The sequence below is a fragment of the Plantactinospora sp. B24E8 genome (assembly GCF_039871735.1).
Classification (GTDB): Bacteria; Actinomycetota; Actinomycetes; order Mycobacteriales; family Micromonosporaceae; genus Plantactinospora.
Genome location: NZ_JBDPMH010000005.1, coordinates 205,897 through 222,835 on the forward strand (window position 1 = coordinate 205,897; position 16,939 = coordinate 222,835).

The 16,939-nt window shown below is 71.5% G+C and carries 18 protein-coding genes and 1 pseudogene; 8 read left to right on the plus strand and 11 right to left on the minus strand.

The window, feature by feature from the left end:
• Positions 1-84 precede the first annotated feature (84 nt).
• Positions 85-1,437, minus strand: coding sequence for a type I glutamate--ammonia ligase (gene glnA / locus ABGB21_RS11055; protein WP_347655292.1), 1,353 nt, complete (start codon positions 1,435-1,437; stop codon positions 85-87).
• Between the two features lie 173 nt (positions 1,438-1,610).
• Between glnA and ABGB21_RS11060 the strand changes: the two genes are divergently transcribed.
• On the plus strand, positions 1,611-3,398 hold the full coding sequence (locus ABGB21_RS11060) for an NAD+ synthase (RefSeq protein ID WP_347655293.1): 1,788 nt from the start codon (positions 1,611-1,613) through the stop codon (positions 3,396-3,398).
• Between the two features lie 161 nt (positions 3,399-3,559).
• Entirely contained in the window at positions 3,560-4,402 is an 843-nt protein-coding gene (gene panB / locus ABGB21_RS11065) for a 3-methyl-2-oxobutanoate hydroxymethyltransferase (RefSeq protein ID WP_347677702.1), read from the plus strand.
• Positions 4,403-4,487: 85 nt separating this feature from the next.
• Here the strand turns inward: panB and npdG are convergent, their stop codons facing one another.
• The 8 genes from npdG to ABGB21_RS11105 all read right to left on the minus strand — a co-directional run bounded on the left by npdG (position 4,488) and on the right by ABGB21_RS11105 (position 10,216).
• Complete coding sequence (gene npdG / locus ABGB21_RS11070; RefSeq protein ID WP_347655294.1) at positions 4,488-5,186, minus strand: NADPH-dependent F420 reductase; 699 nt, start codon at positions 5,184-5,186, stop codon at positions 4,488-4,490.
• Between the two features lie 184 nt (positions 5,187-5,370).
• Complete coding sequence (locus ABGB21_RS11075) at positions 5,371-6,159, minus strand: histone (protein WP_347677591.1); 789 nt, start codon at positions 6,157-6,159, stop codon at positions 5,371-5,373.
• Positions 6,160-6,325: 166 nt separating this feature from the next.
• Entirely contained in the window at positions 6,326-6,529 is a 204-nt protein-coding gene (locus ABGB21_RS11080; RefSeq protein WP_347655296.1) for a hypothetical protein, read from the minus strand.
• Between the two features lie 403 nt (positions 6,530-6,932).
• Positions 6,933-7,178, minus strand: a complete 246-nt coding sequence (locus ABGB21_RS11085; RefSeq protein WP_347677593.1) for a hypothetical protein — start codon at positions 7,176-7,178, stop codon at positions 6,933-6,935.
• Positions 7,179-7,481: 303 nt separating this feature from the next.
• Positions 7,482-8,387 carry an aminoglycoside phosphotransferase family protein gene (locus ABGB21_RS11090; RefSeq protein ID WP_347677595.1) on the minus strand — a complete coding sequence of 302 codons (906 nt, stop codon included), beginning with the start codon at positions 8,385-8,387 and terminating at the stop codon, positions 7,482-7,484.
• Between the two features lie 192 nt (positions 8,388-8,579).
• Positions 8,580-8,852: a hypothetical protein gene (locus ABGB21_RS11095; protein ID WP_347655299.1), complete on the minus strand. Its 273-nt coding sequence runs from the start codon at positions 8,850-8,852 to the stop codon at positions 8,580-8,582.
• A 127-nt stretch (positions 8,853-8,979) separates the two neighbouring features.
• Entirely contained in the window at positions 8,980-9,330 is a 351-nt protein-coding gene (locus ABGB21_RS11100) for a hypothetical protein (protein ID WP_347655300.1), read from the minus strand.
• A gap of 73 nt (positions 9,331-9,403) precedes the next feature.
• Positions 9,404-10,216 (minus strand): GntR family transcriptional regulator, encoded by an 813-nt coding sequence (locus ABGB21_RS11105; RefSeq protein WP_347655301.1) that lies wholly within the window; start codon positions 10,214-10,216, stop codon positions 9,404-9,406.
• Positions 10,217-10,444: 228 nt separating this feature from the next.
• Here ABGB21_RS11105 and ABGB21_RS11110 point away from each other — a divergent pair, with 228 nt between their 5' ends.
• Positions 10,445-11,251: a class I SAM-dependent methyltransferase gene (locus tag ABGB21_RS11110; RefSeq protein ID WP_347655302.1), complete on the plus strand. Its 807-nt coding sequence runs from the start codon at positions 10,445-10,447 to the stop codon at positions 11,249-11,251.
• A pseudogene (locus ABGB21_RS11115) lies at positions 11,248-11,934 on the plus strand (demethylmenaquinone methyltransferase); the annotation flags it as partial. The gene ABGB21_RS11110 and the pseudogene ABGB21_RS11115, both read left to right, overlap by 4 nt.
• 52 nt (positions 11,935-11,986) lie before the next feature.
• On the opposite strand, the gene ABGB21_RS11120 reads toward ABGB21_RS11115, so the two are convergent.
• Positions 11,987-13,042 carry a saccharopine dehydrogenase NADP-binding domain-containing protein gene (locus tag ABGB21_RS11120; protein WP_347655303.1) on the minus strand — a complete coding sequence of 352 codons (1,056 nt, stop codon included), beginning with the start codon at positions 13,040-13,042 and terminating at the stop codon, positions 11,987-11,989.
• An 81-nt stretch (positions 13,043-13,123) separates the two neighbouring features.
• On the opposite strand from ABGB21_RS11120, the gene ABGB21_RS11125 reads away from it, so the two are divergent.
• Entirely contained in the window at positions 13,124-13,702 is a 579-nt protein-coding gene (locus ABGB21_RS11125) for a TetR/AcrR family transcriptional regulator (protein WP_347677597.1), read from the plus strand.
• Positions 13,703-13,793: 91 nt separating this feature from the next.
• The gene (locus ABGB21_RS11130; RefSeq protein WP_347677599.1) at positions 13,794-14,075 is read left to right on the plus strand and encodes a hypothetical protein; all 282 of its coding nucleotides are present in this window, start codon (positions 13,794-13,796) and stop codon (positions 14,073-14,075) included.
• 9 nt (positions 14,076-14,084) lie between these two features.
• Here the strand turns inward: ABGB21_RS11130 and ABGB21_RS11135 are convergent, their stop codons facing one another.
• Entirely contained in the window at positions 14,085-15,389 is a 1,305-nt protein-coding gene (locus ABGB21_RS11135) for a hypothetical protein (protein WP_347677601.1), read from the minus strand.
• Between the two features lie 138 nt (positions 15,390-15,527).
• Between ABGB21_RS11135 and ABGB21_RS11140 the strand changes: the two genes are divergently transcribed.
• Positions 15,528-16,121 (plus strand): hypothetical protein, encoded by a 594-nt coding sequence (locus ABGB21_RS11140; RefSeq protein ID WP_347677603.1) that lies wholly within the window; start codon positions 15,528-15,530, stop codon positions 16,119-16,121.
• 602 nt (positions 16,122-16,723) lie between these two features.
• Positions 16,724-16,912 carry a hypothetical protein gene (locus ABGB21_RS11145; RefSeq protein WP_347655308.1) on the plus strand — a complete coding sequence of 63 codons (189 nt, stop codon included), beginning with the start codon at positions 16,724-16,726 and terminating at the stop codon, positions 16,910-16,912.
• The last annotated feature ends 27 nt before the right edge of the window (positions 16,913-16,939 follow it).

Below are 16,939 nucleotides of genomic sequence, written 5' to 3' on the forward strand. Positions count from 1 at the left end.
GGGCGGCCAATGGAGGGGGCCGCGTCGTGAGGACGATAGCGTGGCCTGGCAAGCCGTACCCGTCGCCGTGGGAGCGGCCGGAACCTAGAGCAGACCGAGGTAACGCTGCCGCTCGTACGGGGTGACCTCGCGACGGTACTGCTCCCACTCGGCGCGCTTGTTACGCAGGAAGAAGTCGAAGACGTGCTCGCCGAGGATCTCCGCGACCAGTTCGGAGCCGGCCATCACGTCGATCGCCTCGGCGAGGTTCTCCGGCAGCGACTCGTACCCCATCGCCTTACGCTCGGCGTTGGACAGCGACCAGACGTCGTCCTCGGCCCCCGGCGGCAGCTCGTAGCCCTCCTCGATGCCCTTCATCCCGGCGCCGAGCAGCACCGCGAAGGCGAGGTACGGGTTGGTCGCCGAGTCCGGGGAACGGACCTCGACCCGGGCCGAGTTCGGCTTGCCGTACGCCGGGACCCGGACCAGGGCGGAGCGGTTCAGGTGACCCCAGCAGACGTACGCCGGGGATTCGGTGATCCGGTCCGGCAGCGCCTGCGGGAAGAGCCGCTTGTACGAGTTGACCCACTGGTTGGTGACCGCGGTGTACTCCCGGGCGTGCACCAGCAGGCCGGCGATGAACGCCTTGCCGACCTTCGACAGCTTCATCGGGTCACTGGCGTCGTGGAACGCGTTGCGCTCACCCTCGAAGAGCGAGAGGTGGGTGTGCATGCCGCTGCCGGGCTGGTCGGTGAAGGGCTTCGGCATGAAGCTGGCCCGTACCCCGGTGGAGAGCGCGACCTCCTTCACCATGTGCCGGAAGGTCATGATGTTGTCGGCGGTGGTCAGCGCGTCGGCGTAGCGCAGGTCGATCTCCTGCTGGCCGGGGGCGACCTCGTGGTGGCTGAACTCGACCGAGATGCCGATCCGCTCCAGGGCCAGCACCGCCTGCCGGCGGAAGTCCCGGGCGACCGCGTGCGTGGTGTGCTCGAAGTAGCCGCCGGAGTCGACCGGGACCGGCAGCGAGCCGTCGTTGGGGCCGTTCTCCAGCAGGAAGAACTCGATCTCGGGGTGGGTGTAGAAGGTGAAGCCCTTCTCCGCCGCCTTGGACAGCGCCCGGCGCAGCACGTGCCGCGGGTCGGCCCAGGACGGGCTGCCGTCGGGGAGCAGGATGTCGCAGAACATCCGGGCGCTCTCCCCGCTCACCCCGCCCTCGAACGGGAAGACCTGGAACGTCGTCGGGTCGGGCATGGCGACCATGTCGGACTCGAAGACCCGGGCGAAGCCCTCGATCGCCGAGCCGTCGAAGCCGATGCCCTCGTCGAAGGCCGCCTCCAACTCGGCCGGCGCCACCGAGACGCTCTTCAGCGTGCCGAGTACGTCGGTGAACCACAACCGGACGAAACGGATGTCACGCTCTTCCAGCGTACGGAGCACGAACTCCTGCTGACGGTCCACCTCAGTACCCCTCGCACACTCTGTTCGGACCGGCCCAGCCGGCGCGCGGCCTAGCGGTCCAGTCTTCACCGGTTCGGTTACACGGACGTTACGGGAGTTTGGGTGATCAGGACTACCCGGCCCGCCGGGGGTGGAGCCGAGCCGACCGGCGCGGGCTGCGGCAAGATGAGGACATGCCGACCCTGCGTATCGCTCTCGCCCAGGTCAACCCCACCGTCGGTGACCTGTCCGGCAACGCCGCGATCATCCGGGAACGGTCCCGGGCCGCCGCCGACGCCGGCGCGCACCTGGTGGCGTTCCCCGAGATGATGCTGACCGGCTACCCGGTCGAGGACCTGGTCTTCCGGAACAGCTTCGTCGCCGCGTCCCGGGCCGCTCTCGACCAACTCGCCGCCGACCTCGCCGCCGACGGGCTCGGGGAGCTGCCAGTGCTGGTCGGCTACCTGGACGCGGACGGTCCGGCCAGCGCCAACGCGGAGGCGAGGCCGACCCGCGGGCCCCGCAACGCGCTCGCCGTCCTGCACGGTGGCCGGGCGGTGGCCCGGTACTTCAAGCACCACCTGCCCAACTACGGAGTCTTCGACGAGGACCGCTACTTCGTCTCCGGCGACGTCCTGCCGGTGGTCCGGCTCGGCGGGGTCGACGTCGCGCTCACCATCTGCGAGGACCTGTGGCAGGCCGGGGGCCCGTTCGCGGTCGCCCGCCGCGCCGGGGTCGGGCTGGTCGTCAACATCAACGGTTCGCCGTACGAGCTGAACAAGGACGACGTACGACTGCCGCTGGTCCGCCGCCGGGCCGCCGAGGCCGGCGCCGCGATCGCGTACGTCAACATGGTCGGCGGCCAGGACGAGCTGGTCTTCGACGGCGACTCGATGATCGTCTCGCCGGACGGCACACTGCTCAGCCGGGCCCCGCAGTTCGTCGAGCACCTGCTCCTGCACGACCTGGAGCTGCCCGCCGCGAGCGAACCGGCACCGAGCGGCACCGCACCCGCCGCCGACCGGGTTTCGGCCGACGGACCGGACGAGATGACCGTCACCCGGATCCACCTCAGCGACGCGCTGCCGGCCCCGGCCGGGCCGCCGGCCACCGGCGGGATCACCGAACCGGTCGTCGACGAGGGCGAGGTCTGGCAGGCGCTGGTGCTGGGACTGCGCGACTACGTCGACAAGAACGGCTTCCGGTCGGTGGTGCTCGGGCTCTCCGGCGGCATCGACTCGGCGGTGGTCGCCGCGATCGCGGTGGACGCGCTCGGACCGCAGCGGGTGGTCGGCGTCTCCATGCCGAGCCAGCACTCCTCCGAGCACTCCCGGGAGGACGCCGCCGAGCTGGCCAAACGCACCGGCCTGGACTTCCGGGTCGAACCGATCCAGCCGATGGTCGACAGCTACCTGGCGAACCTGTCGCTGTCCGGGATGGCGGTGGAGAACCTGCAGGCCCGGGTACGCGGGGTGCTGCTGATGGCGCTGTCGAACCAGGAGGGGCACCTCGTCCTCACCACCGGCAACAAGAGTGAACTGGCGGTCGGCTACTCCACCCTCTACGGCGACTCGGTCGGCGGGTTCAACCCGCTCAAGGACGTCTGGAAGAGCCTGGTCTGGAAGCTGGCGAACTGGCGCAACGCGGAGGCGGTCCGGGCCGGCGAAACCCCGCCGATCCCGGAGAACTCGATCCGCAAACCGCCGAGCGCCGAACTGAGCCCGGGCCAGCTGGACACCGACACTCTGCCGGACTACTCCGTCCTCGACGCGATCCTGGTCGGCTACGTCGACGGCGACCAGGGCCGGGACGACCTGGTCGCCGCCGGGCACGACCCGGCGGTGGTGGACCGGGTGCTACGGATGGTGGACGTCGCCGAGTACAAGCGCCGACAGTCCGCCCCCGGGGCGAAGATCTCCATCAAGGCGTTCGGCCGGGACCGCCGGCTGCCGATCACGAACCGGTGGCGCGAGCGGACGTGATCCGTGCCCGCGCCCGGGTACGCCCGAACGGGCCACCCGGGGTGTGACAACCTGCACTCGCCCCTGCCGACGGCACCCGGATCGATGCGACGATCGGCGGTGACCCGGGGACCGCGGACGCGGCCTCGAGGCGAGAGGAGACAACGATGTCCGAGCAAGGGATGCAGTCCACCCCGAGCGAGGTGACCGCCCTCTACGGCGGCCCGGCGACCCGGCGGGTCCGTACCCGCGACCTGCTCGCCGCCAAGGAACGGGGCGAGCGGTGGCCGATGCTCACCGCGTACGACCAGTACACCGCCGGCATCTTCGAACAGGCCGGCATCCCGGTGCTGCTGGTCGGCGACTCGGCGGCGAACAACGTCTTCGGTTACGAGACCACCGTCCCGGTCACCGCCGACGAACTGCTGCCGCTGGTCCGGGCGGTGGTCCGGGCGACGAACTACGCGCTGGTCGTCGCCGACCTGCCGTTCGGCTCGTACGAGGAGGGGCCGACCCAGGCGCTGCGCACCGCCGTACGGTTCATGAAGGAGGGCGGCTGCCACGCGGTGAAGCTGGAGGGTGGCCGGCGGGTGGCCGAACAGATCCGGGCGATCACCGGGGCCGGTATCCCGGTGATGGGCCATGTCGGGTTCACTCCGCAGTCGGAGCACGCGATCGGCGGCTACCGGGTGCAGGGCCGGGGCGACGCCGCCGACGAGGTGGTCGCGGACGCGGTCGCGGTGGCCGAGGCCGGGGCGTTCTCGGTGGTGCTGGAGATGGTGCCGGGCGAGGTCGCCAAGCAGATCACCCACGAGGTGCCGATTCCCACCATCGGGATCGGCGCCGGGCCGGACTGCGACGCGCAGGTGCTGGTCTGGCAGGACATGGCGGGGCTGCGGTCCGGCCGGATGCCCCGCTTCGTGAAGCGGTACGCCGACCTGAACGGGATGCTGACCGAGGCGACCCGACGGTTCGCCGCCGAGGTACGCGACGGCGAGTTCCCGACCCTCGACCACACCTTCTGAACCCGGAACGGCCGTCGCCGGTCAGCACGGCGCATCCGCTGCGCGGCGCTGACCGGGCGACCGGCCTGTCGACCATCGTCCCAGGTCAGATGTCGGTGACCCGGATCCCGGCGTGCGCCTTGTACCGCTTGTTGATCGCGATCAGGTTGGCGGTGAACGCCTCGATCTGGTGTGCGTTACGCAGTCGGCCCGCGTACACGCCCCGCATCCCGGGGATCCGCGCGGCGAGCGCCGCCACGATCCCGACGAGTTCCCGCTCCTCCGTGCAGATCAGTACGTCGAGGTCGATCCGGTCGATCGTCGGGTCGGCCAGCAACGGCGCGCTGACATGGTTGAACGCCGCGCAGACCCGGGACTCCGGCAGCAACGCCGCCGCCTGCTGCACGGCACTGCCCTCCTCGACCGGCAACGGGTACGGCCCCTGCTTGTCGAAGCCCAACGGATTGACGCAGTCGACGACCACCTTGCCGGCGAGCGGCTCCCGCAGGTCGGCGAGGGTGTCGCGGTGCCCGGCCCACGGCACCGCCACGACAACCACGTCGCTGCGGGTCGCCACCTCGACGTTGTCGCCGCCGGAGACCGACACGTCGACGGGCAGCCCGGGCAGGGCACGGAGTTCCTCCGCCGCCTGGACCGCACGCTGCGCCGAGCGGGAACCGAGAAGGACCGGCTGCCCCGCCCGCGCCAGCCGGTAGGCCAGGCCCCGCCCCTGGTCGCCGGTGCCGCCGATGAACCCGACGGTCAGTCCGGACACGTCGGGGAGGGTACTCGCGTCATATCCCATGCCGGCATCCTCGCAAATCCGGCCGGACGTCGAAGCGATCCGCCGCCATGCGCCCGGTCACACCCCGTACCCCGACCGGGGTCACGCGCCCGCCGGCTGGCCGGCGGCTGTCAGCCACCTGGTGACCGACGGCGGTGTGTCCACCGGAACGCCCCCGCTCCGGGGCGTTCCGGTGGTGGCTGGCTCAGCCCGTCATCTTCCGGGCGGTCGGTCGGGCCGTCGGGCGGCCCGGCGCCTTGGCCGTCGTCTTGCGGGCGGCGGCCTGCTTCGCCGCCGTGCCGCGCGTGCTGCCCGCCGTCGCCCGCTTCGCCGCCGTGCCGCGCGTGCTGCCCGCCGTCGCCCGCTTCGCCGCCGTGCCGCGCGTGCTGCCCGCCGTCGCCCGCTTCGCCGCCGTGCCGCGGGTGGCGCCCGCCGTCGCCCGCTTCGCCGCCGTGCCGCGGGTGGCGCCCACCGCCGTCCGCTTCGTCAGCGCGGTCGTCCGCTTCGCCGCCACCTTCCTGGCCGGCGCCTTCTTCGCGGGTGCCTTCTTCGCCGGCGCCTTCGCCGCCGTGGTCCGCTTGGCGGGCGCCTTCTTCGCCGGGGTCTTCTTGGCGACCTTCTTGGCCGCCGCGGTGGTCTTCTTGGCCGCCGCGGTCGTCTTCCGCGCCGCCGTCGTGGTGCTGCGCTTGGTGGCCGTCGTCGTCTTCTTCGCCGCCGCCGTGGTCTTCTTCGCCGTCGCGGTCGTCTTCTTCGCCGTCGACGTGCCCTTCGCCGCGGTGCGCTTGGCGCCCGTACGGGTGGCGGTCGCGGTCTTCTTCGCCGTCGCCTTCTTCGCCGGCGCCCGCGTGGCCGTCGTCTTCTTCGCCGGCGCCTTGGTGGCCGCCGCCTTCTTGGCCGCTGTCGCGCGCTTGGCCGGGGCCTTCTTCGCCGGCGCCCTGGTGGCCGCCGACGTGCTCGCGGCACCCCGGGCGGCGGTGCTCCTGGCGGCACCCACCGTCCGACTCCGCGCCATCGTCTTCTTCCCGGCAGCGCTTCTGGCTACCGGGCGGGTGGCCCTGGTTGCTTCGGCCATCTGTGTTTCCTCCTTGCGGGACATGCTCTCGGGGGTCTCCTCACGGAGCACCACGGAGTTCCTCGACGCGGGCTCTCGCCGCGCCGGTCTAGCGCTCCTCCCCGGCCCAGCGGGCATCCTCGGCCTCCCACGCTTCGTTGCGCTCGCGCACCCGCTCAAGCGCCTGCTCCGCGTCGGCGGCCGAGTGGTACGGCCCGAGCACGTACCTCGCCGCGCAGACGTCCGCACCGGTCTCGACCCGGTGGTGACGGATGCACCAGAAGTACTGCGTACCACTCCCGCTGTCGCTCATGGCATCACTGTGCACGGCGAAACGACCATGCGCCACCGTTTCACGCAAAAAGACGGGGTGACTTCCACAGTAGACCCGACCAGAAAAGACCGGGCGCGGAATCGACAAAGAGTCGTCGTACGAGGGAAAGCCTTTTTACATCAAGGGATTCACCACTGTGAGCGTCGTCCGGAACGGCCCCGCCGGTGCTCCGGCAGCCCCGGAAGAAAGTTTGCCCCGGCGGCGCCCACCGGGCCACCTGGGAGCCCCGACACCGCTCACCCAAGCCGGCGCCATCGTCCTGACCTGGGCACCTGCCGCCCGGAAATGGAGCACAATTCGCGGTGTGGGTGCGATACGACAGGCGGGTCACAGACGACGGCTCCCCCGGGTGCCGCCATTGGTCGTGTTCGCCATTCTGCTGCTACTCGTCGGCGCGGCCGGACACACCGTGCTCACCATCCTCACCGAGCCGACCATCGAGGAACGGGCCCACGAGGAAGCGGTACGTCGCGCCGCCCGGATCGGTCACGCACTCGTACACGGCAACGCCGTCGACGCCGCCGCACTCGGCCAGGACGCCGCCCGCAACGAGCGGGTCGACGTGGTACGTGTCGACGGAACCGACCGCCGCCGCTCCCCCGGGGTTCGGCTGCTCTTCCGGGTGCACGTCGAGATGTCCCGGCCCGGGATGGCCGGCCTGACCCGCACCGAACTGGCGGTCTGCTTCCGCCAGGTCATCGACGAGGAACGCGGCGACTTCTCCCAGCTCGAGGTGCCCTGCCCGCCCGCGGCAAACCCCACCCCGACGCCTACTCCGCCCCCGCCCACCTCCCCCGTCCCCCGGGGAGGAAGGGCCGCTGTCTTCGCTTCCGGTAACCGGGCGGCCCCCTCGACGCCCTCCCACCCGCCGAGGACGTGGTGGCCGAGGTGCTCCGCTCGTTCGGCTGGTGACGGTGGTCGGTCGACCGGCTCACCGGGTGGCGGCGTCGTCGAGGATCGCCCGGAGCCGTGCCTGGCATTCCGCGACGAAGGCCGGATAGGTCGACCAGTAGTACGCGAGGCCGGCGACGCCGACCCCGATCGCCCAGGCGCGGGCCCGGGTCCAGGTCAGGTCGTCGAGGTCGAGGCTGTCCCAGTACGCGTGTCGGGCCGGTGCCGGCAGGTCCCAGACCGGGGCGTGCTCGGCGTCGGGGAAGCCGACCGCGAGTGCCCCGAAGTCGATGACCGCGCACAGCCGGCCGTCCCGCACCAGCAGGTTGGTGGGCCGGAGGTCGCTGTGCAGCCACACGTGGGATCCGGACGGTTCGGGCAGGTCGAGCGCGTCCCGCCACAACCGCTCCACGGTCTCCAGGTCGAGGCTGGGGCCGATGGCCCGACAGTCCGCGAAGTATCCGCCGACCCACTCGTCAAATGACCGCAGGCTGCCGCCGCGGTAACCGCCGAGGTCGTCGGCCCGGGTCGCACCCGTCAGGTCCAGGCCGTGCAGCTGACGGACGAACGCCGCCAGGTCGGTGCCGAAGGCGGGCCAGTCCTCGACGGTGTCCGGACCGGGCTCGGCGCCGTCGATCCACCGGTAGACCGACCAGGCGAGCGGAAAATCCGGGCTGGGTGCACCGGCGAAGACCGGTTCGGGGACGGCGAGGGTGAGCCGCGGCGCCAGCCGGGGCAGCCACTTCTGCTCCTTGCGGATCGACGGCTCCTTGTCGGGGGTGCGCGGCAGGCGTACGAGCAGGTCGTCGCCGAGCCGGAACATGGTGTTGTCGGTGCCCGAGCCGGCGACCGACAACGGCAGCTCGGCCCACTCCGGGCGCTGTGCCTTCAGCAGGGTCCGGACCAGCGACTCGTCGACCGGGAGTTCGTTGCGGTGCAGTGTCACGCCGGGATTCTTTCGCCAGCGGGTCGCGGAGGCCAGTGACTTTGCCAGCCGGCAACGAGCGAGGCGAGGTTGCGGTCGGAGAAGTCGGGATAGAGGACGGCCAGGAGCGGAAGGTAGTCCCCGTCCCCACCCTGATGCTCCGGTCGCCCGGGTGGTCCGGCCGCCCGGGTGGTCCGGCCGCGCCCACCGGCGTCAGTAGGGACGCGGTCGACGACGCCAGCGCCAGATGCCGTACAGGAGCAGGGCCAGCCCGACCACGGCAACGCCGGCGGCGATCCACAGCCGGGTCACCAGGACGCGACGCGCCTCCGCGATCTCCGCCGCCTGTCGGAGCAGCATCTCCGGGGTCGGATCCTGGTACGGGAACGAGGCACCCATCTCGTCGGCGAGCGGCCCGCAGGGCAGCACACAGGCGCCCACGACCAGCAGGGCGCCCGCGGCCAGGGCAAGGCGGGTACGCAACATCCCGCCAGGATGGCAGGACGCGACAACCTCGATGTCCGGGCCGGTTGCCGACAGCGCCGATGCCATCACACCGGCGGGTCGGGACGATTCGAGTAGCGCCACCGCACCGCATCCGTCGGGTCGCCGGTCAACCCTCGGCGTTACCGCGCACTGCCCGGTGCAAGCCGTCCAGCATGGCCCGGAAGTCGGTCAGGCTGAGTTCCGCCGCCTCGAAGTGGCCGTAACGTGCCTCGGTCCGTACGACAACAGAGTCGACGAGGGTGAAGACGACGGCCTCGCATCCGGCGCTGAAGTTCGGATCCGTCGCCGCCCCGGCCACCCAGGCCTCGGTGAACCGGCCAAGCCGCTCCAGGGTGCCGACTTCGTCCGCGAACAGTTCCGCTGCCACGACCAGGTTGGCGTCCGTCGCCGGACGACGTCGCGCACTCCACCCGCCGGCAGGATCAAGGACGAAGGTCCACCGCATCGCGGAAGCCACGTAACCCAGTCTCCACCGTCCGGACTACCGGCGCGCCGGCGGGCGTCGGGCGTACGACGTCAACGGGGGCAGGTCAGGCGTGCCACCGCTGCAGCGTCGTCGTGAAGCACAGTTCGGTCCGGTCGCCCGGGAAGACGACGTCGGCGACCTCGACGACCCGGTCGGTGATGTCGTACGACGTCTTGCGTACGTCCAGGACCGCGACGCCGGGTTCGATGTCGAGGAGTTCCGCCTCGTCCGGCAGTGGCGGGCGGGCGCGGACGACCTCCTCGATCCGGTCCAGTTCGACACCGACGGTGGAGAGCTGGTGCTGGGTGCCGCCGGGCCAGGGCTCCTGGTCCGCCGACAGGAGCTGCTTGTTCGCCTTCACCAGGTCGTACGGCAGGTACGAGTACGACGCCGACAACGGCGCCGTCTCGTGCCGGGAACTGGTCCAGTACACCCGGCGCAGCAGCGGCGCACCGACCGGCAACCCGAACGCCGCCGCCATCTCCTGGTCCGCCTCGACCTGCGAGTACTCGGCGTGGAACCGCAGGTCATGAGCCGCCCAGCCGGTGTCGTGCTCGGTGCCGCCGGTCCGCCGCCGCTCGGCGTCGTCGAGCAGTACCCGGTCCTTCTCCCACTGGTACCGCTGCGTGTTGCGTCGGCGGATCCGCTGTCGGGGCGCCCGCACATAGGTGCCCCGTCCCTGCTCGGCCCGGACCAGACCCCATTCGCGCAACTGGCGGATGGCGTTCCGCACGCTGGTCCGGGACATCTGCGAGGACTCGGACAGCTCCGTTTCGCTGGGCATCGCCGATCCCCGGGGCAGTTCCCCGCTCATGATCCGCTCGCGCAACTCCTGCGCCAGTCGCAGGTAGCCCGGTCGCCGGTTCTGGGAGGTCACGCCACTTACGCTAACCAGACGTGCAGACATCTGCCGGGTGGTCGACCTAACACCCGGTCGGCGGGTCGGCCCTTGCTGAGAGGCTTCTCAGTCACCGCATTGCCAGGACCCGTTTCGCCATCTACGGTCGGCGATGCCGGAGTGAGAGGCGCTGCGACGGACCAGGTCCGCCACGCTCACCCCGGGACCATCGGAGCCAAGGGCGCCTTCCGCGATGAGGGAGGCGTGATGAGTGCATCCGTGACCACCTGGGGTGCCGGCGATTATCCGGCCATGGCGCGGCGGCTGATGCCGGTCGCCGAAGCGGTGGTGGCAGCCGCCGCGATACGGCCCGATGAGCGGGTGGTCGATGTGGCCACCGGTACGGGCAACGCGGCGCTCCTGGCTGCTCGGTGTGGAGTCCGTGCCGTCGGGGTGGACTTCGAGCCCGCGCTGTTGGAGTTGGCCCGGCGGCGTGCCGCAGCTGACGGCCTGGCGGTCGATTGGCGACTCGGCGACGTGTGCCGGTTGCCTCTCGCCGACAACTCGGCCGAGGTGGTCCTCTCCGTGTTCGGCGTCATGTACGCGAACGACCACGATGCGGCGGCCCGAGAGCTGAGCCGGGTGTGTGCCCCCTCCGGCCGGGTCCTGCTGGCTGCCTGGACACCGGGCAGTCTGCTGCCGGCCATGGGGCAGGTCCTCGGCGGCTATCTACCGCCGCCTCCGGCCGCAGGCCTCCCGCCGAGCCACTGGGGTGCCCGCGAGCCGGTCGGACGGCTCCTGGCAGCCGCCGACCTCCGGATCACGTCGGCGGACGTTCACCAGTTGGATCTGAGCTTCACCAGCGCCGACGCGGCGACCAGCCTGCTCGTCGACAGCGCCGGACACGTCGTCGCCGAACGGGATCGACTCGTCGCACAGGGCCGGTGGGACGCATTACGCGCGGACCTGCGCTCGTTCGTGGGCGACCGTGGCGTAGCCGACGACGGTCGCTTCCGGCTGGAGCTCGAATACCTGCTCGTGACGGCCACGCCGTCCTCGGCGATGACAGCATGACCCGGGCGGATATGGCCAAACAGCCCGCAGCGGTCGCCGCGATGTTCGACGGCGTCGCCGAGCGGTACGACTTGGCCAACAGGATCATCTCGTTCGGCCAGGACACCAGGTGGCGGCGGGCGACCAGAGCGGCATTGAGCCTGCACCCAGGCGAACGGGTGCTCGACGTCGGCGCCGGCACGGGCGTCTCCACCGAGGAGCTGGCCCGTTCCGGGGCGTTCGCCGTGGGAGTAGATCTTTCCACCGGCATGCTGGAGGTCGGCCGCCGCGTCCGGCCCGCCGTGCCGCTGGTGGCAGGCGACGCGCTGTGCCTGCCGTTCCCGGATGGTGCCTTCGATGCGGTGACCATCTCTTTCGCCCTGCGCAACGTGGTCGATCTCGATGCCGCGTTGCGCGAGCTCGCCCGGGTGGTCAGGCCAGGCGGGCGGCTTGTGGTCTGCGAGTGCAGCCATCCGACGAACCCCGCATTCCGCACGTTCTACCTCGCCCACCTGCTTCGGGCCATACCCATGGTGACCCGACGGGTGTCCAGCAACCCCGACGCCTACGACTACCTGATCGAATCCATCCGCGCCTGGCCGAATCAGCCGGCGCTGGCGAAGCGGATCGCTTCATCGGGCTGGCACCAGGTCGGTTGGCGCAACCTCAGCGGCGGTGTCGCCGCCCTGCACCGCGCCACCCGTTGTCGAGGGGGTGTCGACGACGCAGGCTTCGCGACACGCTACGGACCGCTCGTCAGTTCGTGAGCACGAACTCGGCGCCGGCGGCCAGCGCCACTTCGGGGCCGAAGAGCCTGGCGGGGGTGAAAGCGCCAGGGCGGCCCTCGCCCTTGGCCAGTCGCTGGGCCACCTCGGTGACAGCGCCGACGGTGAACGTCATACCGTCGCCGGTGCGCAACCAGCCCTCACGCACACGACCGGACGGCCATTCGATCCGGGCGCGGGCCCAGGACGATCGGCGAGGGCGCTCCTTGGCCGTGGTCGTGGTGATGCGGGCGAGCCGCCGAGTGGCGAAGCCGGCCAGGCCGGGCAGCCGCAGCACGCCACCGATCGCCGGCAGAGCCGCTCGGACGGCCGGGTTGGCCGGGGCGAGAGCCGAGGCGCCGATCACCGACGGGGCGCCGCTGGCCTGCCAGGCCGCGAAGAGCTCGCCGCCGCCCAGGGAAGCGGTGGTAACCACGTCGCCGTCGGGGGTGGTCAATCGCTCGGCGGCACCGCCGGCCCAGGCACGTACCATCCGGCCCTGCCGCACCTCACGGCCGCCGTCCGACAACGCCTGCACGATGGTGGCGGCCAGGGCTTCGCCGAGGGCACCGGGTTCGACCGCGACTGACGCGACGGCGTCGACGCGTACCCGCGCAGGCTTTTCCTCGGCCGCCAGCAGATGCAGCAGAATGCTCTCGGTCGCGAGCACGCCGAAGCCCGCCCCGCAGACCAGGGTGCGACCGGTCGCCGCCGCCTCCCGGTCCATGCCGTGGAGCAACTCGAACGCGCTCAGTTCGTTGCCGACGTCGACGTAGTGGGTGCCTGGCGGGCAGGCCCGCGCGACCTGCGGTGCCGTGACCGCGAACGGGCCCACCGTGTTGACCACGACGCTCGGTGCCTCGGTGGCCAGCCGCGCGCAGACCTCGTCGAGCGAGCCGGTCACCGCCCGGGCGTCCGGACTCACCTGGGCCAGTCTCTTCGGATTGCGGCCGGTCACCACCACCTCGACGCCCGCCTGTCGCAGACGCTCCACCGCCTCCCGGCCGACCCGTCCGGTCGCGCCGAGAACCCAGATCTCACCCGTCATGTTCGCCTCCGTCAGTCATGACACGTCGTGTCATGACTATCGCACGGCACGACACGACATGTCATCACTAGAATCTGCCGCATGGGTCGATGGCAGCCAGGAGCACGAGAACGACTCGAGCAGGCCGCGCTCGACCTCTTTCTCGAGCAGGGCTTCACCCAGACCACCGTGCCGCAGATCACGGCGCGGGCCGGACTCACGACCCGTACGTTCTTCCGACACTTCGCCGACAAGCGTGAGGTGCTGTTCGCCGGCGAGGAGCAGGTGCCCGAGCAGGTGGCCCGGCTCATGGCCGAGGCCCCGCCGTCGCTCGGCCCGATGGAACTGATCAGCGAAGGCCTGGCCCCCGCCGCAGCCAAGATCTTCGAGGGCCGCAGCCTCGACTACCTGCTACGCCGACGGGCCGCGATCGACGCCGAGCCCGCCCTGCACGAGCGCGAGCTGCGCAAGTTCTCGCTGATGGCGGAGGCCCTGAAGCAGGGCTTCCGCGACCGCGGTATCGACGACCTGGCCGCCCAACTGGCGGCCGAGATCGCCGTGGCCACGTTCCGGATAGCCGTGACCCGCTGGCTCAACCAGCACGGCGACCCCGACCTCCCAGCCACGATCAACCAGACCCTGGTGGCGATGCGGCACCTGACGAACATGCCGTCGACCTGATGCTCCGGCCACACCTGCGCGCATTGCCTACCAGCAGATCAACGGCATGTTCGGCGCCGGGTCAGTGCCGACAGGCCAGCTGACGACATCCATGAACGCATCTGGTCACGCCCGGGATGGCCGCTGGACAACCATCCTGATTCTCCGCCGGCACGAACGGGCCGCCGAACTGGCCGCCAGCCTGCGCGACTCGCTCGGGCACGCGGACGTCATCGACTTCGACTACACGACGTTCTCGGAGGAGCACCAGCAGCACATCCGGTACCGGCCGCCCTGCAACCTGCCCGTCGACCGGAATCCGGCTCGCCGCTGTCGTCGGCCCGAGGGCCACGACGGACCGTGCGACGAGTGTGCGTTCGCCCCACCCGGGTGAGGCGCGAGGCTACTGGGCCGGCGGCTTGCGGCGGATCGTGTAGTGCAGCACCAGGAACGGCAGCCCGAAGACCCGGAACGCGTGCTCGGCGCGCAGTTCGCCGTCCCGGACGTACACGTCGAGTTCCTCGGCGAAGCCGTGCACAGCGAGCGTGGTGAGCTGCCGCGACTCCGGCTCGACGTAGGTCAGGTAGTGGCCCGGGTGGGGCAGGTCGCTGCGGCTGGTGAGGACCAGGCCGCCGTCGGGGCGCGGGCGGGGCAGCAGGGTGGCCGTGAAGCTGGCCTGCGGCAACGGGAAACCGACGCTGACGTACCCGCGCCCGTCGTGCCGGTACGTGGTGTAGATGCCGACGTAGATCGGTTCGTCGGTGTCGGCGTACGAGCGGATCCAGCCCCGGATGCCGACCACGCCGCCCCGCTCGGGGCTGATCGTGTCGATGCGGCTGCGTACGCCGCGCTGCGTCTCCCGCTGGTTCATCGGTACGTTCGCCTGTCCGAGCGGGCGGGCCAGGAAGGTGCGGTAGAGCAGGTAGCCGGGCCGTACCCAGAGCCGCCACTCGGGCACGATGTCGAGGGTGAAACGGGTGGTGTGCTCGTAGAACTCGCGCACCCTCGGGTCGACGCCGGCCGGGTCGAACCCCGGACCGGCCAGCTCGTCGAAGGAGGCGACGATGCCGACGTCGGGCGCGTCCGCGCGGTAGTCGCCGCCGATCACCCGCGCCAGCTCGCGGACGTAGCCGGTACCGACGTACCGGGTGCGCGACTCCAGCGGCACCACGAACGGAAGCTCCTCGGCCCCGACCCGCTCGGCGAGCAGGCTCACCTGGGGATCACGGAAGACCAGCGCCGCCAGCATCCGGTACGCCAGCACGGTGGCGGCGGCAACGATCGCGGCAGGAGCCGGGCGACCCGCCCAGACGCTCTCGTCGACGGTCGACAGGCCGTAGCCGACGGCGGCCCCGACCAGCGGCCCGAGCAGCACCTTGTGCGGTCGTACGCCGAGCAGCCCCACCACCACGCCGGTCACGAGGCCCACCACGAGCGGACCGGCGCCGGTGAGCCACCCGCCGGCCCAACCGAGCGGGGCGGCGATCGCCGCGCTCATGACGATCCGCGACCAGAGCGCGGGTATCTCGCCGGGGCGCTGCCGGGCCCGCGCCACGGCCTCGGCGGTACCGAGGAGTGCCGCGCCGGCGACCGCCCCGGACAACCCCGCCGGCCAGCCCCAGCGGGCGGCCAGCGCCGCTCCGGCCAGCGCGCCGATCACCACTGCCGGTCCGATCGAGCCGGGCCGGCGGACATCCCCCGAGGTCACGCCGGGAAATCTACCGCCGGCGGCGGCCAACCGTAGTACCAGAGGGGTACGGCAAGACCGGACCGTGGGGTGACGTCCTGCCCGTTGACGCGGCCGTACGGTCACGGCGTCACCGAAACGAGCCCTGCAGGAGAAGCCGTGTCCGTTCAATCCCACCTGCGTTCCGCCGCCACGGAAGAGAGGAGCCGGGGGCGCCGGCTCGCGGCGCTGACCGGCCGCAGCCTCGCCTACGGCGCCCTGCTGCCGCTGGTGGCCCCGGCCGCCCTGCCGACCGTCCTGTTCGGCCGGGCGGGCACCGCGCTCTCCTGGTGGCGCGCGCTACGGACCCGGGTGCTCGGGGCGCCACCCGCCGAGGTCCGGCGCCGGGCGGGTTGGCTCGCCGTCGCCGGTCACGGCCTGCTCAGCCTCCTGCTCGGCGCGGCGGCGCTGCCGCCGCTCGGGGTCCAGTTGCTGATGGTGCTGCGCGGGATGCTCTACGGCCTGGTGGTCCCCGGGCCGTACGACCACGCGTGGGGCGGGCCGACCCTGGCTGGCGCCTGGGTGGTGCACTTCCTGGTGGGCATTCCCACTTCCGCCGCCGGGCTCGCCCTGCTGCTCGCCATCGCCGCGCTGCACCAGCGGCTCACCGCCGCCCTCGACGGGCAGCGGCTGCGGCCGTGGGTACTGCCGGTGGCACTGCTGATCTGCGTTGCCATGGGACTGTTCTTCGTGGCCTGGCTCCAACAGATCTAGCTGGCCTCGCTCTTTCATTTGGGCGTGCCCTGACAGCTGTGGCTCGATGATTCTCGATTGAGGATGGCCGTGTGGGGTGCGGGCATGCTCACATCGCTCGATGCGCTCCCGCAGCGACCGGGCAACGACATCCGGCAGCGGACTGCGCTCGTTCACACATCAGAGATGTGGGCCTGTAAGACGGACTCGCACCTCCGACAGGACGGGCTGGCGGGCCGACCTCATCCGCCCGGCGGCGCCGGTGCGGGTGGAGGGCCGACTGCCGGACGGGCAGCCCTTCACCTTCCGGGCCCGGCACGGCGAGGTCTCGCTGGGCGTCGGCGGCGCCGACCCGGCCGACATGCCGGCGTGGACGCGGGAGCCCTGTCCTGGTTGGACGCTCGCCGATCGTATGGCGTAGACATTTGTCGATCAAAAGGCGAGCGCATGTTACCATTCGCATGCCGAGCCGCCGACACGGGGGGTCGGCATGTTGCTGTCGGGAGCCGAGCCGGAACGGGCGGATCGGCGTCCCCGGCGCCGGCCCATCCGGCGGCTGTATCCGGCTGAGCCCGATGTCGGTGGCGTCCGGCCTGCCCGTCCATCGATCAGAGGAGAAGCACATGCTGTCACTTGCGCGCCGGGCCGCCGACAAGGCGATCGGCCTGTTCCTGCCCGAGGCCGAGGCGAACGCGGACTACTGGGGCCGCTACTGCTACTGCAAAGACAACTACCGCTTCTACGAGCTGTGGTCGTGGGTGAACGGCGCCCCGGTCAACCAGGGCTGCCAGGCGCGGGACCCGGGCTGCTGATCCGCGGTGGACGGGCCGGCGCCGGTG